Origin of the sequence: Maribacter sp. (genome assembly GCF_016744255.1) — a bacterium.
GTDB lineage: Bacteria > Bacteroidota > Bacteroidia > Flavobacteriales > Flavobacteriaceae > Maribacter_B.
Genome location: NZ_JADGES010000046.1, coordinates 1 through 26,672, shown reverse-complemented (window position 1 = coordinate 26,672; position 26,672 = coordinate 1). Strand labels below are relative to the sequence as shown.

Genomic DNA, 26,672 nt, shown 5'->3' with positions numbered 1-26,672 from the left:
AAATTCTTTCCCTAACACTTTTACATATTGTTGCATACTATTGTCTAAAACATAAAGTAATACTTTATGTTAATATTATAATAACCTTTTAATCAACACCTTAATATAAAACATATTCTTTAAAAAAATAATAAAACTAAAGTCATTACAATCCCAGTAATGGCAAAGTACATTCCTTTTTTAAAAACGGGCATTTTGGGTGTATACATCCAGAAAGCGGATAAAACAAAAAACAGTAAAGCAGAACCAAAAAAGATATTAAAAAAATACAAAGGGCTATTTGTAGTAGCTTTATGTAGTTGTTCCATTTTTTTAAGAAAAAAAGGAAGCTCCATTTTTTTTATAGTAGCAACTCCTGTTTTTTGGTTATAGTTTCCGTTTTTAAAATAAGAAACCTCCCCTTCTATCTTTTCTACCTTTACGCCTTTCTTGAATTTAGAACTTAAAGCACTTTCTGTTAAATTTGGTTCAAATTGCTGTTCAATAATAACTTCGCTTTTTAAGAAGTTAGTTTTCCTAAAAACCAGTATAATTCCACTTACAGCATAAACTGCCATTATACCTGCTAAGAAAAAACCTAGATACCTATGAATAATTCTAATTTGAAAAGAGAACGGAGTCCTTCTATTTGCCATAATAAATATTATATATAATTTTTATTGTATTTAGACTTTTAAGTCGACAAGAGGTTTGGGGATACAAACATACTAATTTTCTTATGTCTGGATTAATAACTAAATCACCTGCACTTTAATGCAGGATGATTTAGTTATAGCAGCCGTTTTTGTATTTAAGAATTTTAGTTCTCTTTTTCTTTTGTTTCTATCATTGAGATACCTAGTTTTTTTAACTCTTTTAAAATTGGAGAATAGATAGTTTTTTTGATTGGAATATGAACACCAGTTTCTTTAATTTTTCCTTCCATAATCATCTTTACACCAATTGCTGCAGGCAGTGCTACAGTACGAGCAATAGAGGTGTAATCTTTATTACCATAATCTAACATTCTAGATATAATGGTTTCTTTTTCTCCATTTTCTTTGATAATACTGAAAATATGCTGCATAATTACCATATCTCTCTCTGACTTATCCATCATCATTTTTTCGATCATTAAATCTGAAGTAAGATCAAAGGCAGAACCTTTTTCTATAGGTACCAGCTTTTCATCTAGTACTCCCAACCATTCAATAGCTTTTAGTCCTATATGGTTATCATCTAAATTAAATCTAGTTTTAATAGCTGTTTTTAATCCATTAGATTCAAATCCATTAATTTCAGCGGTAACTTGTGCAAAAGTTTTTCCTTTTAAGTTTAGTTTTTTATTACCTGTTAGGTTTAATGCTTTTAACAAATCAAAAGCATCACACCAGTTTTTGTAACGAAAAGTACCTCTAAACATGGTTTTTACTTCTGGAATTCCATAAATATCGATGTAAGGCAGTGAATTTCTATTAGGGTACACCTCCATTTGCTCTACTTCAGGAAAATCAATAGAGCGTGGGTTTTTAAATAAATCCTCGGTATTTAAATTTACAATTTTTTCGTTTTCTAAAAATTGAGCATCATTATTACTAGCCATTACTACTCCTTTTGGTGACCAAGAAAATTTGTACCTAAATGGGTTATTGGATGCCTCTGGAGCACAAAGTGCGCCACACAAAGAATAAAACGCATCAATTTTCCCTCCTTGTTCATGGACTCTATCTATAATTTCCATGGCAGTCATATGATCATAACCAGGGTCAACACCTAACTCGTTTAAAATAATTATTCCTGCTTCTTTAGCCTGCTTGTTTAATGCTTTCATTTCATCAGAAACGTATGATGTTGTCAGCATATTCTTTTTATTAGCGATGCATTTTTTTGCAACTTCAACATGGTATGAGTAAGGAAGTAAACTCACAACCATATCATGCGTTTTAATAAGGGAATTTAAAAGCTCTTTCTCTTCAATAGTGCAAGAAACTGCTGTTCCATTTGCATAACCTTCTATAACCTTCTCTGCTTTTTCTTTTGTACGGCTTGCTAGAGTAACTTTAAAATTATTTTCTAATAAATGATGAGCTATTGGCTTTACAACCATTCCTGCTCCTAAAATTAAAACATTATTCATTGGTGGGTAATTTGGGATTTAATTTATAAACGACCAAGGAGTCGTTATTTTTTGTAATAAGAATTTTTTCTGTATTCTTTTGTTGTATTGTATGTAAACCTTTTACCATGCCATTAATAACAATTCCGCTTTCTAGAGCAGAAATAGCCTTAAAGCTATTTTTGCCATTATTTTCCAGCATCAATCCGTAACTTGCATCGTTTCTTGCTGTCTCAACCTCAGATTGGTACATGTTTCCAGCAATCAAAACATCCTTTAATCCATCAGCATTAAAATCATTAATCAAGATATCATTTATAGAGGACATTTGGGCTTGTTTTGGTAGTTTAATGGTATTGAACTTTCCATTTCCAATATTTTCTAAATACACAGAAGCAAAAGTATTTACTTTTAAATGTAAGGCTGTATTAAGCTTTTCAGCACTATAAACATCCGTGAGTTTTGCAGAGCCAAAGCTATCATACGTTGGAAATTTTTCTTTGATAAATGGCATTTGGTTTGATGAGCACTCGCGACCACGAAGCGGAAACAAGTCTTGGTTATAATAATATCCTAAAACAATATCATTAGTACCATTATCATCAAAATCTGTTGAGAAAACTTCAAAAGGTTCTTTTACAGAAGCTTTGTATTTATAATTTAAGCCTAGGTTACCTACAATATAATCTGTATCTCCATCATTATCAAAATCGGCTCCCTCAATACTGTTCCACCAACCATTCGAGTTTGGAAGTGTATTTTCTTGGAGAGTAAGGTGCCCTTTTTCATTTTTAAAAAAGGTAATTTCCATCCATTCGCCTACCACTATTAAATCGGTTTGGTTATCGTTATCAAAATCGGTCCAAATGGCATCGGTTACCATACCTATTTCTGATAATTTTGGTGCTTTATCTTTTGTAACATCTTTAAACAGGCCTTTATTATTCTCTAACAAATAGCATGGATCCGAAAATGGGTAGGTTTGCCCCTTAAGCCTACTTCCAATTAATAAGTCTAAATCGCCATCATTATCAAAATCAAAGGGTTTAACACAGCTTCCGCTCGAATACATTTTAGGAAGTTTGGAGTTATCCCTTTTAAAAGAACCGTTTGTATTTATATAAAGTCTGTCTTGATACATACGATTATTAGCTTTCCATTCGTTACCACCACTAACTACATATAAGTCTAAATCACTATCGTTATCTGCGTCAAAAAAAACGGCATCAATATCTTCGTAATTTTTATCGGTATCAAAAATTTCGGTATGGAAGAGCTCCAATGCTCCATTTTTGTTTTGGACGTATAAGGATGCCGAAAATCCTTTTGAACCTCCTATGTAAAAATCATCTAAACCATCATTATTAACATCTCCTATGGCTAATGCTGGTCCAAATTGCGACATTTTATGAGGTAAAAGACTCTCTTTAATAAAATCATTATAATCGTTTTCAATATGTCTATGTGCTATTTTTGATGCCTTAGTAACGTCTGTAAATAGGGTGTTTTTTTGTTGCTTGTTATTTTTAGGTATAAGTTCGGCATCTTTATAATTTATGGTTAATCTTTGATTTGCCTTTATATTTTTAATAGTTTGAAACCTACCATTCGGCCAAAGTATAGTTACACTTTCTACAGACTTTAAATGATTTAAACCAAGGTGTAAAATAGGTTCCACTGCGGATTGATAACCGCGAGTAGCATAATTTTCTATAAACTGAGAACCATTTTTTGTTTTAGCCTCAACACGAACACCAATACCAAAGGGGTTTTTGGAGTCTCCTTTAAACTGAAATTGAAGATAATTTTTATTTGAGTTGTTTTTTAGAATAGTTGCAGGTTCATCTATATTATTGACTACTAAATCTAAATCGCCATCATTATCTAAATCTGCATAAGCCACTCCATTTGAAAACGTTGGTTTAGTAATCCCCCAGATAGTTGATGTTTTAGAGAAGGTTAAATCGCCATTGTTTTTAAAAAAATAGTTTAGTGTTTTTCTTTGCGGAGTCTGTTTTATCAATTCTTCTATTACAGAAGCCATATTCTCTTTATTCTTCTGAGCATGTTTTAAACGTTTTATTTTAAAATTTCTAAAATCGTTGTTTCTAAAGTCTCTTTTTAATCCGTTAGAGACAAACAAATCTTTAAAACCATCATTATCAAAATCGGCAAATAAGGGGCTCCAGCTCCAATCGGTATTAGATACTCCTGAGAGTTGTGCTATCTCACTAAATTTCTGGCAACCAATATTCATTTGTAGAGCATTAAACATATATTGATAATGAAACCCATTAGTAACAGCATAATTAAATGTTTCTGGACTCATGCCGCTCATACTTGTTTTAATACTATAATTATCCTCAGCAACCATGTCTAAGGACATAATATCTAGTAGCCCATCGTTATTAAAATCGGCGATATCGGTTCCCATTGAAAAACTCGGAGTGTGTTTTATAGCTGTTTTTAAGCTTTCCGTAAAGGTTCCATTTCCATTGTTATAATAAAGATAATCATGCTCTACGTAATCATTTGCCACATAAATATCTGGCCAACCATCTTGATTTAAATCGCCAATAGACACACCTAAACCAAAACCTAATGGGTTTGCTATTATCCCTGCTTTTTTTGAAATATCTGTAAATTTACCAGAGTCGTTACGGTATAATTTATCGCCGACAAATTCATCTTCTTGATTCTTAAAATTTTCAGGATTATTTGTGTTTACAGGGGAAACATTATGGTTGAGTAGGTACATATCTAAATCACCATCCTTATCAAAATCAAAGAAAGAAGCCTGCGTACTATAGCCAGAAAAATGCAACCCGTATTGAGCTGCAGCTTCTGTAAATGTGCCATTTTTATTATTTACAAACAATTCGTTTTGCCTGTTTTTAGCTTTCCCTTTTCCAGATTTGCACACGTAAATATCTAACCAACCATCTGCATTTATATCTACCATTGTAACTCCTGTTGTCCAGCCAAATGATCCTTTTACCTTGGCTCTATCTGTAATGTCATCAAACTTTAAGTTTCCTTTATTAAGATAAAGTTTATTGTCTTTTAAGTTAGATGTAAAATAAATATCCGCTAATCCATCATTATTTATATCTCCAACAGCTACACCTCCACCATTATAGAAATACTCGTAAACCATACTATTCATGGCACTACTTTCTGGTATTTCATTTATAAAATCGACACCGCTTTTATTTGCGTTAATCTCCGTAAACAATACCAAATTAGATTCTTTCTTTTGATGGTTTTCATTAGTCGAGTCCTTTTTACAAGAAAACAGGAATATGCTTAAAAAAAAGAGTAGCAATTTTATGGAAAGATTGTATTTAATCATCAGCAAATATAACAGATAGGTATAACAAAATAAAACACCTAGGAATATAATTAATCCCTAGGTGCATACAGTCATGAAACTAATCAAAAACTAACTCAATAACTCAAAATTTTACCAACCAGGATTTGGTGTTAAATTGGTATTTATATTTATTTCCTGAAGCGGTATAGGGAATAATATATGCTTATCTAGAAAATTCCCAGCAAATGGTTTGTTGTGATTTTCTAAGGTCGTTTTGATTGACTCGGTAGCAGTGCTTCCTCGTTGCCATCTATATAAATCGAACCAACGTATACCATATTCCATAGCTAACTCAACTGGACGTTCATGGTGTCTAATTTGAGTTCTTAATGCATCTTTTGTCATGCTTCCTAAATCTACAGCACCTCCTCTAGCTCTTACTATATTTACTTGATCAAGAGCCAATGCCGTTTTATCATTCTCATTTAAAGCTTCGGCATACATTAGTAAAACATCAGCATATCGAATGATAGAGATATTAGTTCCGTTATAGTAATTGGTGTCTGCATTATCAGAATATTTTTTGAAATATTTTGGATGACCTAAACTTCCTGAAACGTCGCTATATAAAACATCTGCTTCACCATCTATACTATACATATCTGAAAGTGGATCGTCAAAGAAAATACTTTCTAATACACGACTACTTGGGTCTCCGCTTGCATCTACATCCGTTCTCATTTCATCTACTAGCCATTGTGAAGGATAAAATAACTCCCAACCACCAAAGAGAGAAGGGGAAACTTCAAAATTAAAAACTTGACGTTCATCATTTCCGTTAGATCGATCTCCCGTTTGTTGCACTTCAAAGATACTTTCGCTTCCATTTTCACCATTTCCGTTAAAATTATCTTCATAATTAGGTAATAATGAATATCCCATAGTGGTTACGTCCTCGAATGTTGTTTCTGCTAATCCCCATTTTTCTTGAAAAAGATATGCTTTTCCTAATAAAGCTTTTGCGGCTCCTTTAGTCGCTCTACCCTTCCATTCAGAAGAATGTGATGCTAATAAATTTGGCTCTGCTTCTGTTAAATCTTTTTCTATTTGCGCCCATATTTCGGTTGGAGTGGCTTGATTTGGAAATAACTCTTCCAATTGGTCACTATACGTCAATACTAGAGGCACATTTTCGAATCCGGTTACTAACCAAAAATAAAAATAGGCTCTTAAAAATTTAGCTTCTGCAATTATTAAATCCTTAGTGGGTTGTGATAAAGCTTCCATACCTGGAACTCTTCCTAAGATTTGATTTGCACGACCAACACCCGCATAGTTGGCCTTCCAAATACTAAATGGTCCGCTTTCTTCTGTGGTATTAGTAAAACTAGCTAAAGAGCGTCCGTAAGTTTCTCCAGAATTGTTAATTATATCATCTGCTCTATAGGCCATACTAATGTACATTTCTTCAAAGAAATTCCATTTGCTTCCGCTAGAACTTTGTATGGCTCCATATGTAGCTATTAAAGCTTGCGTGGCATGCTCTTCAGTTTGCCAAAAACTAGCCTCTGTTAACAACTCTTTGTTCTCTACATTTATAAAATCATCACTACAGGAGTTGAAAAAACCAACAGTAAAAATGATAAGTATTATATATCTAATTTTTTTCATAATTTAAATTTATTTTTTTCTTATTTACAGAGATAAGTTTACTCCTAAAATAAATGATTTTGATAATGGATAAAACCCTCTATCTACACCTTTTGAAAAAGTTCCGCTTGTTCCTAATGCAGGATCGAATCCAGAATATTTAGTAGTTGTAAATACATTATTGGCAGTTACATATAAACGCACTCTCGATAACTTGAGCTTTTCTATAATATCCTGTGATAATGAATATCCTATTTGTACATTTTTTAATCTAAAATAAGAACCATCTTCTAAGAAGAAGTTTGATGAACGAATATTGTTGTTTGGATCTCCAAATACGTTTCTAGGAATTGAGCTACCTGTATTTTGTGGTGTCCATGCATTAACCAAATCAGCAGACATATTTTGTCTATCTGTTCTGTATAAAAATAAATTTGTACCATTAAAAATCTTGTTACCTTGAGTACCTTGAAAGAATAAACTAAAATCAAAGTTTTTATATGCGGCATTAAATGTAAGGCCATATTCAAAATCAGGATTTCCACTACCCATATATTGCTTATCATCATCATCTAAGGAACCGTCACCGTTTGTATCCGTAAATCGCGCATCACCAGGAACTGCATTTGGCTGAACACCATGTGCATCGATTTCTGCTTGGTTTTGGAATATGCCTTCGTGGTTGAATAAATAGAAACGTCCTATTTCGCTCCCTACTTCTGTACGGGTAGTAGGAAAATTAAGGTACTCTACAAAGCCATCTGTAAAAGATTCGTTAGCTACACCTAATTTTGTCACCTCATTTTTTGAGCTACTAATATTTGCTGTAATATCATAAGTAAAGGCATTGTCATTAGAGCTACTATATGTAGTAGAAAGACCCCATCCTTTATTGCTAAGGTTTCCTCCATTAGTCAAAGGAAAATTTGTAATCCCTGAAGTTGCAGGAATTGGTATATTTACTAACATATCGGTTGTTTTAGATATAAAATAATCGAATGATGTTTTAATTCTATTATTTAATAAACCAAAATCTAAACCTATATTAGTTGTTGCTGTTTCTTCCCATTTAATATCTGGAGTTGGTAACGAAGTAGAAATTGCTCCGACCAATACATTTTGCCTTACTCCTTCGCCAAACGGATAATTTAATTGTGCTCCTCCTGTATTTATTCTAGCTAAAAATAGGTGTTCGTCAATTAATTGATTTCCTAAAGTCCCATAACTAAATCGTGGTTTTAGTTGGCTAATTAGTTCTGATTGGAAGAAATCTTCATTATGAACTGCCCAACCTAAAGATACCGAGTAAAAGTTTCCATATTTATTTACAGAGGCAAAACGAGAGGATCCATCTCTTCTTACACTTGTTTGTAAAAAGTATTTATTGTCATAGTCGTAAGTTAAACGACCAAAATAAGACTGCAACGTGTTTGTTGAATTAAAGCCATAAGCAGATTCATCACCAATACCAGCGTTTAATGCTTGTAATTGATCTGATGATAACTGAGAATTTCTTCCTCCTAAAGACTTAAATTCACTTTGCTCTCTAGATATTCCTAATAATACATCAATATCATGATTACCAAATGTTTTACGATAGTTTAAAGTATTAGCTAAAGTCCAATCACTTGTTCTCGACCTTTCTTCACTTAATATAGAATTTTCATTGACTGCCTGAGGTCCAAAATTATACGTTGGCAAAAAAGATGAAAAATAAGTGTTTTCTACATTCGCCCCATATTGAAATTTATAGGTTAATCCATCCATTATCTCTAAAGATGCAGATAAGTTAAATTGCAAATATTCATCTTGATCTGAACGATTGTTTAAAGAAGTTTCTCCTATTGGGTTTCCTGATCCTAAACCTGATGCAGGGGTAGCAAAGCCGTTGATAGAATTAGCATCATAAATTGCTTTGTGTGGCAATTGTTGGTATACATATAAAAATGGAGAGAATTTGGCGTTACCGTTTCCTGTTAATTCATAAATACCTTTCGTATTCTCCCTTGTATAACTAATTCCAGGAGATATTTTTAAGCGATCGTCAAGTAATTTAAAATCCATATTCAAGCGTGTGCTTAGCCTATCGAAATTTGTATTGATTACCGTACCAGAATTTTTAAAATATCCAGATGAAAAATTATAAGTTGCCTTATCTGTTCCTCCAGAAATAGAAATATCGTGTTTTTGCTCAAAAGCATTATCTAAATACGCATCTACCCAATTAGAGTCATTATACTGCTCACCATTGGTTAAATAAGGTTCTGGAGCTATTCCTGCATTATTATAAGCTTCTAATTTTATTTGGTTGTGTTGGTCTCTATTGGCAATATTAATATTCTTTTTTACAGATTGCGAGCTTAAATAAGAGTTTATAGATACTTTAGGATCGCCGCTCTTACCTCTTTTTGTAGTAATGATAACAACACCATTAGATGCTCTTGAACCATAAATAGTTGCAGCTGAAGCATCTTTTAATACGCTTATATTAGCAATATCAGCAGGATTTATATAGGATAGCTCTCCTGGAATTCCATCAATAACAAATAAAGGGTTATTGTTCCCAATAGTTCCTAATCCTCTAATTCTTATTACAGGATCACTACCAGGTGCACCAGATGTGGTAGAAACATTAACCCCTGCTACTTGTCCTTGTAAAGATGATGCAATACTTGCTGTTGGTATTTTTTGAAGTTCTGCTACATCAACAGATGTAATTGCTGCAGTTACTTCTTCTCTTTTTTGTGTGCCGTAACCCACTAAAATTACTTCATCTAAACTTTCTACATTTTCTTCTAAAGAAACATTTATAGTTTTTTGGTTACCTACAAGAACTTCTTTATTTAAGAAACCTAAAGAACCATAAACTAATACGGTTTGGTTACTTGGTGCTTTAATAGAATAATTTCCATCAAAATCAGATTGTGCACCAACAGTCTTGTCACTTTTAATTGTTACTGTTGCTCCTGGGATTGGTACTCCCAAATTGTCTGTAATGATTCCATTTACTTCAATACTTTGTGAAAAAGAACTGTTAGTAAGTGCAAACATACAAAGTAATAAAATCATTCCCAGATAAGAATAATTTTGATTTTTTGATTGTTTTTTTTTCATGTTAAATTAGTTTACTTGTTAGTCACAACTCTACCTTCTAATGTTTTTAAGTTTGAGTATTTTCAGGCATCTTCAAATATTACATTATTTTAAGTTATAACCTTAAAAATAACCTTTACTTAACCTTTACATTTCCTGGTTTTACCTTTTTAAAGTTGTTTCAGAAAAAGACCCCATGAAGTTTTGTTTGCGCATAGACAAGACTAGGACTAAAAATATTTTACACTAATTTAACAATAGTAAAAGCCCATCGGAGCCACTTTAAAACTTAGATATTTTCTAAAAAATCAACAAGATTATCTTTCTTCTCTAGACCTATTTTTTTTCTTAACCTATGCCTTCCTATCTCTACTGAATTTAAAGAAATGTTATTAATATTAGCTATTTCTTTGGAGCTTAGTTTAAGTTTAACCTGTACCGCTAGTTGTATATCCTTATTCGTTAAGTTAGGATACTTTTCTTTAATTCTAAATAAAAAATCGCTTTGCAATGTCTCTATATTTGTATGAAATTTCTGAATATCTTCATTAAAATCAAACTTAAAGGTATACTCTTTTATAAGTGCATTAATATCTTTTTTTAGCTGGTTTATATCGGTAAATTTTAAGCTCTTTAAAGATTTAGTAAGGTCCTTATATATAGATGTCCTTTGCGATATAAACAAAGCTAAATTTGTTAGCTCTTTCTTACGAAAATCTAACTTATGCTCCAGATTTTCACGCAATAGAGATTGTGTTTTTAATTTCTCCTTAGTTAACTTATCATTTTGGGCATAGATAGCCTTTTTCTTTTTTATATTATTCCAAAGAGATACTATAATAAGCATAGCTATTATTACGGATAAGATAGAACCTATTAATAATGATTTTCTCTTTTGTGCCTCTAAGTTTCTTTGCTGCTCTAGAATTTTAATCTCAGACTCCCTTCTCTCATCCTCGTAAAGAATCCTCATTTCGGTTAGCTTTTCACTTTTATCGCTCGAAAAAATTTCTGAACTCCTTTCTGCATATTTCTTATAATATTTAAAAGCCTCTTTATAGTTTTCTTTTGCTAAATAGTAATCCGCCATAATGCGATTATTTTCTGCTATTAATTCCTTGTTATTACTTAAACCTTCAATAATAGACCTAGATTCTTTTAACAGTAAATAGCTTTTACTAAAATTTTCTAGTTTCAAATTCACTATTGAAAGTTCGTTTAGAATATGAACCTTATTTTGATCATCTTTAATTTGAGTCGAAATTTTTAAAGAGGATTCTAAAAAAGTTTTAGCAGAATCAAGTTCATTAATTTTACGATAACAAATACCAATACTTTTCATGGTTTCGGCAATTCTATCTTTATTGTTGAACTCTTTTTTTAGCTCTAAAGACCTCATAAAAAAAGACAACGCCAAATTATAATCTTCTTTATTTTCATGAATAAGGCCAATACTATTATAACTATAAGCAATTCGTTGCTTATCATTTATCCTTTCGTGCATTTTTAATGTTTCCGTATGGTATTTAAGAGCCTTATCAAAATATCCAATGTCGTAGTACAACCACCCAAGTGTGCGTAATGTAAAGGCTAAATCATAATCATTCCCAATATCTTTCCTTATTTGTAATGACTCTAGTCCATACTGCAAAGCTTTGTCATAAAAATCATTAAACAAATAGCCTTGACAAAGATTTATAAGAGCTAATCCTTCTTGACTTTTATCACTAAATTTTTGAGACAATTGTAAAGCTTCGTTTGCATGTTCTATAGTTTTATTAGGGTTTATAGACCAATAGATTTCGGCAACTCTATTTAATAAAGGTATTTTATCTTTACCACTTGAATAAGGTAAAATCGTAAGCAAGCTATCCAATTCTTTTTGGGAGTCGTTTGGATTCTCATCCCAAATATTAGTTTGGGAGTGCACTGTAAAACCTATAAAAAAGAGTATAAGAAAAGGGAATTTTATTATTTTATTCATTAGTTTATATTTGTGTTTTTCTAAAGGTATAGAAATCTATCTCTAAACATTTTCATTAAATGCTTCATTTACAAATATCGATATTATTATTAATTGATTGCGGCTCTTAAAATGCTTTTGTAAGGTTAAGTAAAGGTCTTTTTTGAGTTATTAAAGAAAAAAAATCGAAATTTGTTAGAATAAAATTCAATATAAAAAACGAAGGTTTTATAAAGTAATTAAGAAATAATTAAAACAAAAATAATTTTTAGAAAATGCATTTAAACAAAAACCTTTATTGTATAGTTGTTTTGATTTTGTTCTTTAATTTTAGTTGCAATAATCAAAAAAAAACAAAGAAAATTGATGCGGAGCATGTTTTTCTAAATCATAGTAAAAATGTTCTAGATTATCATATTACACCAAAAGATTCTGTAGATAAATCTGGTTTAATGTTTTCAGACCAAGGTGCATGGTTTGCGTATGGTTTGCATAAAGAGTCGGTAGAATCGATTGGCTTCTCAGGGCCTTTTTTAATGACACAGCAAAATGGCGTTTGGTTAAGTACATCTCTTATGAATGCTACTATTAAAGTTGACAATAAATTTCAATCTTTAAAGAGCAAGAAAGGGTATAGCTATTCAAGTCATTTAGAAAAAAGCTATTCAAGCGATAAAATATCTGTTAGCGAAAAATTAGTTTTTAAAAACGGGCACACTGCGTTATTACAAACTAAAATAAAAAATACTGGCGATAAAGATATCCATTTAGAACTTTTGTGGGACCATTCTCCTGTTTTGATTTCAGGAATTTCATTGTCACAAAATGATAACACAATCAAAATTAATTCTACAAAATCCAATGCCAAAGGTTATATAACTTTTCCAAAAAATACAGAGGTTCAATTAGTGGATAGCTTGCAGTATAATGCAAAAAATAGTTTACATATTAAACCGAACGAAACTAAAGAAATCACTATTGCGCAGACCTTTATTTTTCCAGAATACTCTTGGGAAGAAGAAAAAAAGCTAATCCAGACAATTAATTTCGATTCTGTTTTAAATACACGAAAATCAGAGAAAGAATTACAACTTAAAACTCTTATAGAAAACAGAAAATTACAATTTAAGAATGATAAATATGCCAAAGTTTTAGCCAAAGCACATTTAACATTGCAAAACAATTGGCGTATTCCTGTAGGAGAGCTTAAACACGAAGGTTTATTTCCTAGTTATCACTACAAATGGTTTAACGGATTTTGGTCTTGGGACTCTTGGAAGCACGCTGTTGGCTTGTCTTATTATGATACTAATTTGGCAAAAAACCAGATGAGGGCAATGTTCGATTTTCAGAGCGAAGATGGTTTTATTGTAGATTGTATTTTCCGAGACACTACTATTGAACCTCATAATTATCGGGATACTAAACCACCTCTTTCCGTATGGGCTGTAGTTAAAATCTATGAAAAAGATAAGGATATTGAGTTTGTAAGAGAGTTTTATCCTAAGCTTAAAAAATATCATGAATGGTGGTACAATAAACGTGATCATGATCAAGATGGGTTATGTGAATATGGCTCTACAGACGGAACACTAATTGCCGCAAAATGGGAAAGTGGTATGGATAATGCCATTCGTTTTGACAATTCTAAAATTCTAAAAAATGATGATGGCGCATATTCTATCAATCAAGAAAGTGTAGATTTAAATGCGTATTTGTATGCTGAAAAAATATATTTAAGCAGATTAGCTGAAGTTATAAATAGTCTGAAAGATGCTGAAAAATATAAGGTTGAAGCAGAAAGATTAAAAGATAAAATCCAACATCAATTCTATGATACTGAAGACGGTTGGTTTTACGATACAAATATTGAGGGAGATACTTTTATTAAAGGTGAAGGAAGCGAAGGTTGGACAGCTCTTTGGGCAAATGCAGCAACACAAGAGCAAGCCAATGCTGTAAAAATGAAATTAATGAATCCAAAAAAATTCTATACAAAAGTTCCTTTTCAAACCATGAGCGCGGATCATGAACGGTTCGATCCGTTAGAAGGTTATTGGCGAGGTCCAAACTGGTTGGATCAAGCATATTTTGGAGCAAAAGGGTTGCGAAATTATGGGTTTAACGCAGAAGCAGACAAAGCAACTATTCAGATTATTAAAGGTGCAGAAGGTATTTTAGGAAAAGGACAATCAATACGCGAAAATTATCATCCACTAACAGGTGAAGGGTTAAATGCTGAAAATTTTAGTTGGAGTGCAGCCCATCTTATAATGTTATTACAAAACGATTAATGAACTACGATAGCTTAAAAATATCAAATAAACAGGCAGAAGATATTCTCTTTAAACTTTTCAATATTAAAGGAAATGTTACAGAACTCCCTGGCGAAGTAGATTTTAATTTTAGAATTAAAACAGACAATTCAGAAGGTTATATTCTAAAAATTTCGCGTCCAAACGAAAATGAAAATTATCTCGATTTTCAACAAAAATTGTTACAGTTTGTAGAAGTTAATGGGCATAATATTATTGCACCAAAGGTAATAACAGACAGCAAAGGAAATTCTATTACTAAAATTACTGATGATTTTGGAAATGAGCGCAATGTTAGATTATTAAGTTGGGTATCAGGAAGAGTTTGGAGTAGTGTTAATCCACAATTAAACAATTTACGTTTTAGCTTAGGTGAGCAATGCGGATTACTTACTAAGGCTTTACAAGGTTTTAATCATCCAGAAGCACATAAAGAATTTGCATGGGATGTAGCACAATCACTTTGGACAAAAGAACATGTAGATTTGTTCCAGAAGGAAGAAAAAGAGATAATTCAATATTTTCAAAACCAATTTGAAAAATCTCTAGAAACATATTCAAAATTAAGAAAAGCCGTAGTTCATAACGATGCTAACGATAATAATGTTATTGTCTCTTCAGACGCTATTAACCCTACAGTGCAGGCAGCCATTGATTATGGAGATGCTATAAATACACAAATCATTAATGATGTTGCAATTGCCTGTGCGTATGCCATAATGAATCATTGTGATCCTTTAGAAGCGGCCTTACCTATTGTTGAAGGCTATCATTCTACGTTTGCTTTACAAGAAGAAGAGTTAATTCACTTATATAATACAATTGCTATGCGATTGGTTATTTCGGTTACAAAATCTGCTATAAACAAGATTGAAGAACCAAATAATAAATACCTGTTAATCAGTGAAAAACCAGCATGGGAAGTTCTTAAAAAATGGCGAAATGTAAGTTCAGATTTTGCCTGTTTTAGCTTTAGAAATGCCTGTAGTTTTAACGCACACCCTACTGCTGTACCTTTTAATGACTGGGCATTAAACCAGAGTTTTAAACTTTCAGAAATTCTTCCGACAATAGAGAAAGATCAGATACATAGTTTAGATTTAAGTGTATCTAGTAAATGGATTGGGCATCAAGAAGATTTTAATGATTTAGATGTATTTGAGTTTAAAATTAAACAACTTCAAAATAAAGTTCCCAATAAAATCATAGCAGGCGGATATTTAGAACCAAGACCTTTATATACTTCAAATGCTTATGACAAAATAGGAAATTCTGGTAAAGAAAGTAGAACTATTCATTTAGGTATTGATTACTGGCTTCCAGAAAATACCCCTGTTCATGCGCTATTTGATGGGGAGATTATTGCTGCTGTAAATGATGCCGGAAATAAAGAATATGGCGGATTGGTAATTTTAAAACACCAAGCCAATGATTTTGAATTCTACACACTTTATGGTCATTTATCCGTTGCTAGTGCTACCAAACATAAAGTAAGTGACATTATAAAAAAAGGAGATAAAATTGGAGAATTAGGGAACTCTAAAGAAAACGGAAATTGGGTAACACACCTTCATTTTCAAGTAATGCTTTCTCTTTTAGATTATAAAAAGGATTTTCCCGGTGTTGCCTACAATAATCAAATAGAAGTGTGGAAAAGCATTTGCCCCAATCCAAATTTACTATTTAAATCAGAAGCTCTTCATAACAATGTTGAAACATCAAATGACAAATTAATAAATTACAGAAAGCAACATTTAGGTAAAAGTTTAAGCCTTCAATATAAAGTACCCATTAAAATGGTACGTGGAGCAGGACAATACTTAATGGATCCATATGGTAGAAAGTATTTAGACACCGTAAATAATGTTGCCCATGTTGGTCATGAACACCATGCAGTTGTAAAAGCAGGCCAAGAACAAATGGCGTTAATAAATACCAATTCTCGCTATTTACACGAGAATATTAATGCCTTGGCACAAGAACTTATAGAAACTTTACCACCAGAATTAAGCGTATTACATTTTGTAAATTCTGGTAGCGAGGCCAACGAATTGGCAATCCGAATGGTTAAAGCTACAACGGGCGAACGAGATATTATTGCTAGCGAAGTTGGGTACCATGGAAATGCCAACATGTGTATTGATATTAGCTCCTATAAATTTGATGGAAATGGCGGGAGTGGCGCACCAGAGCACACCCATATTTTTCCCTTACCAGATACATTTAGAGGAAAATATAGAGGAGAAGATAGTGCAGAAAAATATGCCCAAGAAGTTCAAAAGCAAATCGATATTGTACATAAAAAAGGCCGAGGTGTTGGCGCTTTTATAATAGAACCTATTATAAGTTGTGGTGGACAAATAGAGTTGCCAGATGGTTTTTTAGCCAAGTCTTACGAACATGTGAGAGCCGTTGGCGGGCTTTGTATTTCGGACGAAGTACAAACTGGTTGTGGTAGAATGGGAAAAACATTTTGGGGCTTTCAATTACACAATGTTGTTCCAGATATTGTAACTATTGGTAAACCCTTAGGTAATGGGCATCCTATTGCCGCAGTTGCTTGCACAAAAGAAGTTGCTGAAAAATTTGCTAATGGAATGGAGTATTTTAACACTTTTGGAGGCAACCCTGTATCTTGTGCTATTGGTGCTGAAGTTTTAAGAACTGTTAAACGAGAAAAGCTTCAAGAAAACGCTCTAAAAGTAGGGACATATTTAAAAGAGGAGCTCCAAAAATTAGCTCAAGAGTTTCCGATTATCGCAGATGTACGTGGACAAGGTCTATTTCTAGGTATTGAATTGGTCGATGCTAATATGAACCCCTTAGCCGAACAAACAGATTATTTAGCGAATAGAATGAAAGACCATGGTATTTTAATGAGTACTGATGGACCAGATCATAATGTATTGAAGATTAAACCACCGATTGTTTTTAACATAGAGAATGCCGAAGAGTTAATTCTTTATTTAAGAAAAATATTTACCGAAAATTTTATGCAACTTTAAAATTACATTAATGAGATTAAAATTATTATATACTATACTTTTTTGTATCACATTAGGTTGTAAAAAAACATCATTACCAGACGTTCCGGAGCAAACTTTTCATTATAATCATAAAATATTTGAAGATAATAAACTATCCCCACGGGCAACCTATTTTGGGTTTAAATCATCGACCATTTTAGATAAGAAAAACTCAGAGCGTTATTTAAGCTTAAATGGAGAATGGAAATTTAATTGGGTAAAAAATCCAAAAACAAGACCCACAACATTTCATAATGAAAATTTTGATGCCTCTGATTGGACAACCATTCCTGTGCCTGCAAATTGGGAAGTAGAAGGTTTTGGGCATCCAATATATTTAGATGAACGCTACCCTTTTGATACGAAATGGCCAAATGTACCAACAGATTACAATCCAGTAGGAACCTATAGAAAAGAGATAACACTGAAAAAGGACTTTTTACTAGAAGACGTTATACTCCATTTTGCAGCAGCAAAATCAGCAATGTATGTTTATATAAACGGTAACTATGTTGGGTATTCTCAAGGCAGTAAAACACCTGCAGAGTTTAATGTCACTAAGTATTTAAAAGAAGGTAAAAATATATTTGCGTTACAAATGTTTCGCTGGAGTGATGCTAGTTATCTGGAAAGCCAAGACATGTTACGAATGAGTGGCATTGAACGCGATGTATATTTATATACGCAACCAAAAGTATCTATTTCTGATTATTATGCATATACAAATCTAGATGAGAACTATACGAGCGGAATTTTTAAAAATACAGTTTCAATCATAAATAGCTCTGAAGTCCCTGTAAAAAGAAAAATATCTGTAGCTGTTTTTGACGGCAAAACTTTAAAATACTCAGATTTTAAAAATCTAAATATTTCTGCGAATGATAGTATTCAGTTTTCTTCAGAAAATGTAATTGAAAATATAAAATATTGGTCTGCGGAACAGCCAAGCCTCTATACATTAAAAATTGCTTTGGAAGAGGAAGCTAATACAAAAAACAATCAATATATCACTAGAAAAATAGGTTTTAAAAGTGTAGAAATTAAGAATGCCCAAGTGTTAATAAACGGGCAGCCTATATATATTAAAGGGGTGGACAGACACGAAACGGATCCATTTACAGGACATGTAGTGTCGCGGGAGTCTATGGAGAAAGACATTAGATTAATGAAGCAAAATAACATTAATGCAGTGCGCTCTTCGCATTACCCAAACGATCCGTATTGGCTAGATTTATGCGACAAATATGGGCTTTATGTTATTGATGAAGCTAATATAGAAAGTCATCCGCTAGCAATTAATGAAGATACTCAAATAGGTAACGAAATGAGTTGGTTACCGGCTCATGAAATGCGTACACAGCGCATGTACTATCGCGATAGAAACCACGCTTCTATTTATTCCTGGTCTTTAGGGAATGAGGCAGGAAAAGGAGATGTTTTTAGAACTACGTATAATTGGTTGAAAGCGCATGATGATAATCGTATTGTACAATATGAGCCTGCAGAAAAAGAAGATTATACCGATATTTATTGTCCAATGTACCCAAAACCAGAATATTTAATTAATCATGGCAAATCTAACTCAGAAAAGCCATCAATTATGATTGAGTATGCACATGCAATGGGTAATTCTGTTGGTAACTTACAAGATTATTGGAACATTATAGAAAGCTACCCCAACCTACAAGGTGGTTATATTTGGGATTGGGTTGATCAGGCGTTAGAATATAAAGATGAAAATGGCACCCCCTATTTAGCTTATGGTCACGATTATCATCCGAATTTACCAACAGACGGAAACTTTTTAAACAACGGATTGGTCGATCCTTATCGCAATCCTCATCCGCATTTAACCGAAGTAAAAAAAGTATACGAACCAGTACAATTCAATTATTTAGGCAATGGAGTCATAGAAATTAAAAACAAAAATTTCTTTAGCAATTTTTCAGATAAAACTATTTCTTGGAAAATTTTAAAAGATGGAAAAGAAATAATTCTCCATGAAAACTTTGTAATTGATGTTAAACCACAAGAAACTGAGAAAATTAAACTAGAAAATTTCCCTAATTCTTTTTCTTCAGAAAACGAATTTATTTTTCAAGTAAGTTTAATTCAAAATGGAGATAAAAATTTAATTCCAAAAGGACATGAAGTTGCTTGGGATGAATTTTTGCTTCAAAAAGGAACGTTTGGTAAGGCAACTTCTTCTAAAATAAATGATTTAGAAATAATTGAGGCTAACAATAGCATAAGTATTACAAATGATAAGGTTAATTTTAAAATTAATGATGAAACAGGAGAAATACAATTATGGACATACCAAGGAACAGTAATAACAAACAATGCTATACGCCCTAATTTCTGGCGACCACCAACAGATAATGATTTAGGAAATAATATGCACAAATGGGCTAAAGTTTGGCAGGATGCATCATATAATTACACCTCAAAATTGTTTAAAAAGCCTTTGAAATTGAATGATGCTGTAACTTATGTAGTTAATTACATTTTACCAAATAATGAAGCAAAAGTCAAAGTAAAATACATACTCAAATCTAATGGAGGTCTAAGCGTTGATTATAGTTTTACACCCAATCAAAAAGAACTACCAAACATTCCACGTTTAGGAATGTACATTACTCTACCAAGGGGTTTTACAGATATATCATGGTATGGCAAAGGTTCAACAGAAAGTTATTCGGACAGGAAAACAGGTGTAAAAACAGGTATTTATTCTGGGGGAATTATGGATCAGTTCGAAAAATATCTGCGTCCGCAAGAAACTGGAAATAAAACGGATGTTCGCTGGGTTAAAGTATCGTCCAATGACCTGTCCTTAAAAGCATCAAGTGATATTTTACTAAACACAAGTCTATGGCCATTTAATATGACCGAAATTGATTTTAATAGCGGTGACGCAAGCGAATCGGCTTCTGGTTTGGTCCCTGTAACTAAAAAGCATGGTGCAGATATTAAAATTGGAGAAACCATACAATGGAATATTGATTATTTACAAATGGGAGTTGGGGGTGATACATCATGGGGAAGATTAGTACATCCTGAATATACTATTCCTGCAAACAAAACTTACAAATACTCCTTTAGTATTGTACCGTACAAATAACTAGGAAACAATTGGTTTTGTAATAAACTCGGCTAAAAATTATATTCTAGCAAATAGACCCAAAATGTGGAGCCAAAACAAACCCCTTTGATGATTGCTCTGGAAGATTAATTAATAGAATCTACTCCTACTAAGGGAATACAAAACAAAAAAAGCGGCTTGATTATACATCAATGCCGCTTTTGGATTAAATAAGTAGTTAGTCTTCTATTTTTCTAATCGTGCTAAAAGTAGTTCTGCAACTTTCTCTGAAGATGCAGGGTTTTGTCCTGTAATAAGTAATCTGTCTTCGACTGTATAAGATCCCCAATCTGCTCCTTTAGAATATAAAGCGCCATTAGCTTGTAGCATATCTTCTACTAAAAAAGGAACTACATTGGTTAATTGTACTGCTGCTTCTTCCGTATTAGTAAACCCTGTAATCTTCTTGCCTTTTACTAATGGCGTACCATCTATATTCTTTACATGTTTAAAAATTGCAGGCGCATGGCATACAGCGCTTATAGGCTTATTACTAGAATAGAATGCTTCTATTAGTGCAATAGAGTTTTTGTCTTCTGCTAGATCCCATAATGGTCCGTGTCCACCAGGATAAAAGACAGCATCGTAATCTGCTGCATTTACTTTTACTAGTTCTAATGTCTGGCTTAGTTTTGTTTGTGTTTCTTTATCCGCATTAAAACGCACAGTTGCTGGAGTCTGAAAATCTGGCAACTCACTCTTTGGATCTATTGGTGGCTGTCCTCCTTTAGGAGAAGCAATAGTAATTTTTACTCCTTTATCTGTTAAAAGATAGTAAGGTGCAGCAAATTCTTCTATCCAGAATCCTGTTTTTTCTCCTGTATCCCCTAATGCATCATGGCTTGTTACTACAAACAATACCTTTTTCATACTTTCTTTTTTTATTGATACATTTTTAACCGTTCTTTTTTTAAGTTGTGCTGTACCGCTTGTGAATAACCCTAATGTTAGGATTATAAGTATACCTTTCTTCATTTATCTTTCGTTTTATATAAACTAGACAACAAAGGTAGAAGCTGAAATTGGGATAAAAATTGATGTAGGATAAGAAACTACGAAGTAGCTATTTCTTTTCTAATTCGACTAAGGCTTTCAGTGGTAATACCCAAGTAAGATGCAATATGATAATTCTTAACATTTTGTTCTATACTGGGGTACGTATGCGTAAAGGTTACATATCTTTCCTTTGCAGATAGCGCCAAATTCCCTAGAATTCTTTTTTGAAAGCCAGCAAAGGCTTTCTCCATTTTTTTTCTAAAGAAGCTTTCTAATTTTGGAATTTCAACATAAAAACGTTCCATGTTTTCTCTAGATAATTTATACAAGGTGGCATCTTGTAGGCATTCTATTTGTAAGATTCCTTTAGAAGAAGAAAAAAAAGCTGTGTAATCACTGATCCACCAATCTTTAACCGCAAATTGCACGGTATGCTCCTTCCCTTGTTGATTCACAAAAAATGCCCTTAAACAACCCTTAGACACAAAATATTGATGTAATACAAATTCATTAGCCTTCATTATGATGACTCCTTTTTTTATTTCTAACTTTGTGAAACCACTACTTATTTTACTAATCTCAACTGAAGATAAGGTAATATTTTTAAAAATTTCAGACACTATAACCTCTTCCATTTCATTGCTTTTTAGCTCCTATACATCTAATTATCAAATATATAAATAAATTTGCCGGAACAAAAAATTCACTAATTAACTTAATTCAAATTTACTCGATAATCGAGATTTAAATACTCCGAGGCTTGCTTCGAAATTTTAAGGTTGTTTTCCCACGAGGTAGTTTACTTTCTATTTAAAAATTACTCTATTGCCATACGCATATTCACAAGGTTATTTTTAAACCCTGCCTTTTCATAGGCTTTAATTGCAGGGGCATTGTTAGAATAAACATCCAAACGCAATTCATATATTTTCTTTTTAGTACACCAATTTTTTATCTCTGCAATGATTTTTTTATTCACTCCTTTTCCGCGAAACTCTGGCTTAACATACATAAAACCTAAATAGGCATAAAAATCGTGTTTTAAATAAGGTTTTGCTGCAAAAATTTTCACATAAGAAGATGCTATTACTTGATCGTTACAGATGGCAACTATTATTTCAGATTCTGAAGACTGTATTAATTCTCTTAAATCATAATAGGTTATTGAGCCTGGTTTTAATGTAGAATCAAACGGTCTTTCTGCGCTAATTACACCCTGCTCAAAATCCTTTAAAATGTCTAATTCACTCAAGGTCGCTGGCCTAAATATTAGGTTGTTCATGTGATTTTAGTGTGATTAAAATTAATGTAAAAATTTAAAAATCAGTCTTTTAATATGAATTACTGAACCTAAAACTTTATGTACTAGGTTTAGACCTATTCTCCAAAACCTACAAAGCTGTATTTGCTATTAACAATAATTATATACTCCTATTTCTTTAAGCTCACAAATAGTACCTTATCGGTCTATGCCTTTGATTATATTTTAATTAGGTCTACTAAAAACCGAATCTGGATTTTTGGTTTTATGATCCTTAAACAAGCGTTGTTGCTGTTTTACTGTCATAGTACTCCCGTCATGACTCCACCCTGGAGCACCAAATATATACCTAAGTTTATGTATTAGTTTTGGCGATTTTTTAGTGTCGTTCCAAATATCTTTAAACTCGTGTGTAAGTATTACAATAGGGTTGTTAGAACTTGGTGCATGAATAACACCATACTTAATATCTATAGAATCATCTAAAGGTAACCATGTACCAAAAAGTTTATCAAAAATATTTAAAAATCCTCCATGATTTTTATCTAAGTACTCTACATTTTGAGCATGGTGTACTTGGTGCATGGTATGCGTATTCATAAATTTCTCGAAAATGCCCAACTTTGGAAGTAAAACGGTATGTAGTTGAAATTGCCATAATGCTTCTATACCTAAACAAAATACAACCATTTCTGGCGAAAAACCTAAAGCCGGCATCCACATATAAAACAACGGTTTATACAAGAGTGTAAACCAACCATTACGAACTGCAGTTCCTAAATTAAAATTATCAGATGAATGGTGTACTATATGCGCTGCCCAAAGTATTCGTATCTCATGGTTTGCTCTATGGAACCAATAATATGTAAAATCATCTGCTAATTGACATAGAAGCCAAATATACCAAGCATATCCAAAAGATTTATAACCCATTATATTGGTATGAACGCCATCTACCATAGGATTAAAAAGTTCATATACATAGGTGAAGATTACGATTGCAGAAACCACTTTAAGTAAGGCGGCTAGAATAGCAGAGCCAACTCCCATAAAACCACTCGCAAATAAATCATTCCAATCATATAAATCATGGTGATGGTCGGAGTTTTTGCTATACGTTAATTCTAGTAAAATAAAAATAATAAAACACGGGGCTCCGTATACTAGAGGGTTGGTAAAATCCATAAAATCAAAAAATTTAAACAAATATAGTTATTAAAGAAGGGTTACTTCTTTAACACGTTCTGTTATTTTTACTTTTTAAATATTCCTAATACTTACTTTTCTTTATTCTGCAAAATCTCATTTTGTTGCTTCATTAATCGTTCTAAGCTCGCTAACAACTCAATATCTTTTGGTGTTGCTACTGTTTTATCCTCGGGGTCTTCGGCTCTATCTTTAAAATGATTTATAAATTTTAAAACTACAAAAATGGTTAAGGAAATAATTCCAAAGTCTACTAAAACTTCCAGTAGTTCTCCATACCCAATTGCAACTTCTTTTATCCCTTCTGTTGCTTCTCTTAAAACAATTTTTTTATCTACTAAAGAAACTCCTGGTGATAGTAATGATAAAGGGGGCATTAATACTTTCTTTACCAGAGTATTTACTACTTTATTAAAGGCTGTACCAATGATAATACCAATAGCCATATCTATCATATTACCTTTTACGGCAAAGGTTTTAAACTCTTGAATAAAATTTTTCATAAATACTTTTAAAAAAGGGTTATTTGTCCTTCATCATCGGTTTCTGCATCTGGGTTTTTATTATCCCCTTTAGGATCAGTATCCTTTATTTTAGAAGTTTTTGGTTTAGATGCTACATTTTCTTGCGTATTTTCAATCACCTCTAATTCTTCTATTGGTGTTTCCTCTATTTCCTTATGGGGTAATGGCTCTAATGCATTTACATTCTTCACCTTTTCGGAAGTCAATTGATTCCCTAGTGCTTTCATTCCTTTAATAGAAATAAATTCTTCTAAATCTACATTAAGATTAGGCTTTTGTTCTTTACCCCTAGCTTTTGCAAATTCTAATTCTACCACAGGTCTCCAGTCCGTAGAAATTAACTCTAAATACGATTTTGGGTGCTCTGTTATAATAAGGTCTTCCTTATTTTCGTGCTCAATTAAGAATCGTTTTACAGCTAATCTTTCTTTCTCTCCATCCCAATATATGGCAGATAATGGTTTTTTAGGATTCCATTTTTCTAACACCACCATATCGTCATCGAAATGAGAGGTTAGTGTTGGTAACATGGTTTTAACCATTCCTTTTTGTGTAACAATTAAGAGTAGATCATCTCCTTTAAATTCGCCCAATAACTCTCCTCTGCTATCTACATTTAATCTACGCACTACATCATCGAACCAAATTTTACGTGGTTTTAGGGTGGAAACTCCTTTTTCTTTAAGCTCTATACGTTTTACAGCGTATTTAGATACAATATTTCCTTTAGATGCTCTTCCTTTTATAATTACATCGGAAAAATCTATATCCCATTTTAATTTTTTAACACTCCCTACTTGGCGAAGATTTATAGTTACTACCTCTGCCTCTCCATTAGGGTTAGCACTGTAGTATAATACTTGCGATGCTGGTTTACCTGCAGTTAGATCATACAATTTATCTCTTGTCATACTAGTAACATTAAAACGTTTAATGTAAGTAGCACCGCCTTTACCATCTTTATAAATCATATTATAAGTGGTTCTGGCATCTTTCTTCTTAAATACGGCTACATGGATTATATTCTTCCCAATAAAGGTTTTAGAATCCACTTTAAAAACCATCATTTTTCCGTCTCCAGTAAACACAATGATATCATCAATGTCGCTACAATCTGTAACATACTCATCTTTCCGTAAAGATGTACCCACAAACCCCTCTTCTCTATTTACATAGAGCTTGGTATTACGAATAACCACTTTAGTGGCTTCTATATCATCAAAAATTCTAATTTCAGATTTACGCTCTCTACCTTTACCATATTTAGCCTTTAAGTTTTTAAAGTAGTCAATAGCAAATACAATAATATTAGCTAAATGATGCTTAACCTCTGCTATTCTTTCTTCTAAGCTATCTAAAAGCTGTTGGGCCTTATCGATATCGAATTTAGAAATACGTTTTATTCTTATTTCTGTAAGACGTAAAATATCTTCTTCTGTAACCGCTCTTCTTAAGTGTTTAACATGTGGTTTTAATCCTTTATCTATCGCAGAAATAACGCCTTCCCAAGTTTCCTCTTCTTCAATATCTCTATATATTCTATTTTCTATAAAAATACGCTCCAAAGAAGAAAAATGCCATTGTTCTTCTAGCTCCTTTAATTGAATCTCTAGCTCTCTCTTTAGTAATTCTACTGTATAGTCCGTAGAGCGCTTCAACATTTCTGTTACCCCAATAAACAAAGGCTTATTATCTTCAATAATACAACCCAATGGAGAAATAGACGATTCACATGCCGTAAAAGCATATAATGCATCTATGGTTTTATCCGGAGAAATACCGCTTGGTAGATGCACTAAGATTTCTACATCTGCTGCCGTATTATCCTCTATTTTTTTAATCTTAATTTTTCCCTTTTCATTGGCCTTTAAAATAGACTCTATTAAAGAAGAGGTGTTCGTTCCATAAGGAATTTCGGTTATAACTAGCGTATTTTTATCTAGTTGCGACATTTTAGCTCTTACTCTAATTTTCCCGCCACGAAGACCATCGTTATAATTACTAACATCTATGATACCCGAAGTAGGAAAATCTGGGAAAATAGTAAAACGAGACCCTTTTAAATGTTTTATGGAAGCATCTATA

The 26,672-nt window shown here is 32.5% G+C and carries 15 protein-coding genes; 3 read left to right on the top strand and 12 right to left on the bottom strand.

Features of this window, described 5'->3' with window-relative positions; translation table 11 throughout:
- Positions 1–119: 119 nt before the first annotated feature.
- From QZZ51_RS09410 to QZZ51_RS09385, 6 genes are all read right to left on the bottom strand, one after another.
- Positions 120–635 (bottom strand): PepSY domain-containing protein, encoded by a 516-nt coding sequence (locus tag QZZ51_RS09410; RefSeq protein ID WP_291869000.1) that lies wholly within the window; start codon positions 633–635, stop codon positions 120–122.
- Positions 636–799: 164 nt separating this feature from the next.
- Positions 800–2,116 carry a saccharopine dehydrogenase C-terminal domain-containing protein gene (locus QZZ51_RS09405; RefSeq protein ID WP_291868999.1) on the bottom strand — a complete coding sequence of 439 codons (1,317 nt, stop codon included), beginning with the start codon at positions 2,114–2,116 and terminating at the stop codon, positions 800–802.
- Positions 2,109–5,447 carry a VCBS repeat-containing protein gene (locus QZZ51_RS09400; RefSeq protein ID WP_291868998.1) on the bottom strand — a complete coding sequence of 1,113 codons (3,339 nt, stop codon included), beginning with the start codon at positions 5,445–5,447 and terminating at the stop codon, positions 2,109–2,111. Before QZZ51_RS09400 ends, QZZ51_RS09405 begins: the two co-directional genes overlap by 8 nt.
- A 111-nt stretch (positions 5,448–5,558) precedes the next feature.
- Positions 5,559–7,079 carry a RagB/SusD family nutrient uptake outer membrane protein gene (locus tag QZZ51_RS09395; protein WP_291868997.1) on the bottom strand — a complete coding sequence of 507 codons (1,521 nt, stop codon included), beginning with the start codon at positions 7,077–7,079 and terminating at the stop codon, positions 5,559–5,561.
- Positions 7,080–7,103: 24 nt separating this feature from the next.
- Positions 7,104–10,172: a TonB-dependent receptor gene (locus QZZ51_RS09390; RefSeq protein WP_291868996.1), complete on the bottom strand. Its 3,069-nt coding sequence runs from the start codon at positions 10,170–10,172 to the stop codon at positions 7,104–7,106.
- Positions 10,173–10,440: 268 nt separating this feature from the next.
- The gene (locus QZZ51_RS09385; protein WP_291868995.1) at positions 10,441–12,135 is read right to left on the bottom strand and encodes a tetratricopeptide repeat protein; all 1,695 of its coding nucleotides are present in this window, start codon (positions 12,133–12,135) and stop codon (positions 10,441–10,443) included.
- Positions 12,136–12,389: 254 nt separating this feature from the next.
- Here QZZ51_RS09385 and QZZ51_RS09380 point away from each other — a divergent pair, with 254 nt between their 5' ends.
- The 3 genes from QZZ51_RS09380 to QZZ51_RS09370 are packed head-to-tail and all read left to right on the top strand — an operon-like array spanning position 12,390 to position 20,579.
- Positions 12,390–14,408 carry a trehalase family glycosidase gene (locus QZZ51_RS09380; protein WP_291868994.1) on the top strand — a complete coding sequence of 673 codons (2,019 nt, stop codon included), beginning with the start codon at positions 12,390–12,392 and terminating at the stop codon, positions 14,406–14,408.
- Positions 14,408–17,434 carry an aminotransferase class III-fold pyridoxal phosphate-dependent enzyme gene (locus QZZ51_RS09375; RefSeq protein ID WP_291868993.1) on the top strand — a complete coding sequence of 1,009 codons (3,027 nt, stop codon included), beginning with the start codon at positions 14,408–14,410 and terminating at the stop codon, positions 17,432–17,434. The genes QZZ51_RS09380 and QZZ51_RS09375 overlap by 1 nt, the downstream gene beginning before the upstream one ends.
- A 10-nt stretch (positions 17,435–17,444) precedes the next feature.
- Positions 17,445–20,579: a glycoside hydrolase family 2 TIM barrel-domain containing protein gene (locus QZZ51_RS09370; RefSeq protein ID WP_291868992.1), complete on the top strand. Its 3,135-nt coding sequence runs from the start codon at positions 17,445–17,447 to the stop codon at positions 20,577–20,579.
- A gap of 207 nt (positions 20,580–20,786) precedes the next feature.
- Here the strand turns inward: QZZ51_RS09370 and QZZ51_RS09365 are convergent, their stop codons facing one another.
- From QZZ51_RS09365 to QZZ51_RS09340, 6 genes are all read right to left on the bottom strand, one after another.
- Positions 20,787–21,575 carry a type 1 glutamine amidotransferase domain-containing protein gene (locus QZZ51_RS09365; RefSeq protein ID WP_291868991.1) on the bottom strand — a complete coding sequence of 263 codons (789 nt, stop codon included), beginning with the start codon at positions 21,573–21,575 and terminating at the stop codon, positions 20,787–20,789.
- Positions 21,576–21,652: 77 nt separating this feature from the next.
- Positions 21,653–22,231 (bottom strand): Crp/Fnr family transcriptional regulator, encoded by a 579-nt coding sequence (locus QZZ51_RS09360; protein ID WP_291868990.1) that lies wholly within the window; start codon positions 22,229–22,231, stop codon positions 21,653–21,655.
- A 182-nt stretch (positions 22,232–22,413) separates the two neighbouring features.
- Positions 22,414–22,878, bottom strand: coding sequence for a GNAT family N-acetyltransferase (locus tag QZZ51_RS09355; protein WP_291868989.1), 465 nt, complete (start codon positions 22,876–22,878; stop codon positions 22,414–22,416).
- Positions 22,879–23,082: 204 nt separating this feature from the next.
- Positions 23,083–24,042 carry a sterol desaturase family protein gene (locus QZZ51_RS09350; protein ID WP_291868988.1) on the bottom strand — a complete coding sequence of 320 codons (960 nt, stop codon included), beginning with the start codon at positions 24,040–24,042 and terminating at the stop codon, positions 23,083–23,085.
- 92 nt (positions 24,043–24,134) lie between these two features.
- The gene (gene mscL, locus QZZ51_RS09345) at positions 24,135–24,566 is read right to left on the bottom strand and encodes a large conductance mechanosensitive channel protein MscL (RefSeq protein WP_291868987.1); all 432 of its coding nucleotides are present in this window, start codon (positions 24,564–24,566) and stop codon (positions 24,135–24,137) included.
- A gap of 8 nt (positions 24,567–24,574) precedes the next feature.
- Positions 24,575–26,672: DNA gyrase/topoisomerase IV subunit A (locus tag QZZ51_RS09340; protein ID WP_291868986.1), on the bottom strand; the 2,098-nt coding region annotated here is incomplete at its 5' end.

Excerpts from the sequence above, each read along its gene's own strand:
- QZZ51_RS09360 (WP_291868990.1), bottom strand. The coding sequence starts at position 22,231 with ATGGAAGAGGTTATAGTGTCTGAAATTTTTAAAAATATTACCTTATCT.
- QZZ51_RS09400 (WP_291868998.1), bottom strand. The coding sequence starts at position 5,447 with ATGATTAAATACAATCTTTCCATAAAATTGCTACTCTTTTTTTTAAGC.
- QZZ51_RS09405 (WP_291868999.1), bottom strand. The coding sequence starts at position 2,116 with ATGAATAATGTTTTAATTTTAGGAGCAGGAATGGTTGTAAAGCCAATA.
- QZZ51_RS09390 (WP_291868996.1), bottom strand. The coding sequence starts at position 10,172 with ATGAAAAAAAAACAATCAAAAAATCAAAATTATTCTTATCTGGGAATG.
- QZZ51_RS09365 (WP_291868991.1), bottom strand. The coding sequence starts at position 21,575 with ATGAAGAAAGGTATACTTATAATCCTAACATTAGGGTTATTCACAAGC.
- QZZ51_RS09385 (WP_291868995.1), bottom strand. The coding sequence starts at position 12,135 with ATGAATAAAATAATAAAATTCCCTTTTCTTATACTCTTTTTTATAGGT.
- QZZ51_RS09375 (WP_291868993.1), top strand. The coding sequence starts at position 14,408 with ATGAACTACGATAGCTTAAAAATATCAAATAAACAGGCAGAAGATATT.
- mscL (WP_291868987.1), bottom strand. The coding sequence starts at position 24,566 with ATGAAAAATTTTATTCAAGAGTTTAAAACCTTTGCCGTAAAAGGTAAT.
- QZZ51_RS09370 (WP_291868992.1), top strand. The coding sequence starts at position 17,445 with ATGAGATTAAAATTATTATATACTATACTTTTTTGTATCACATTAGGT.
- QZZ51_RS09350 (WP_291868988.1), bottom strand. The coding sequence starts at position 24,042 with ATGGATTTTACCAACCCTCTAGTATACGGAGCCCCGTGTTTTATTATT.
- QZZ51_RS09355 (WP_291868989.1), bottom strand. The coding sequence starts at position 22,878 with ATGAACAACCTAATATTTAGGCCAGCGACCTTGAGTGAATTAGACATT.
- QZZ51_RS09410 (WP_291869000.1), bottom strand. The coding sequence starts at position 635 with ATGGCAAATAGAAGGACTCCGTTCTCTTTTCAAATTAGAATTATTCAT.
- QZZ51_RS09380 (WP_291868994.1), top strand. The coding sequence starts at position 12,390 with ATGCATTTAAACAAAAACCTTTATTGTATAGTTGTTTTGATTTTGTTC.
- QZZ51_RS09395 (WP_291868997.1), bottom strand. The coding sequence starts at position 7,079 with ATGAAAAAAATTAGATATATAATACTTATCATTTTTACTGTTGGTTTT.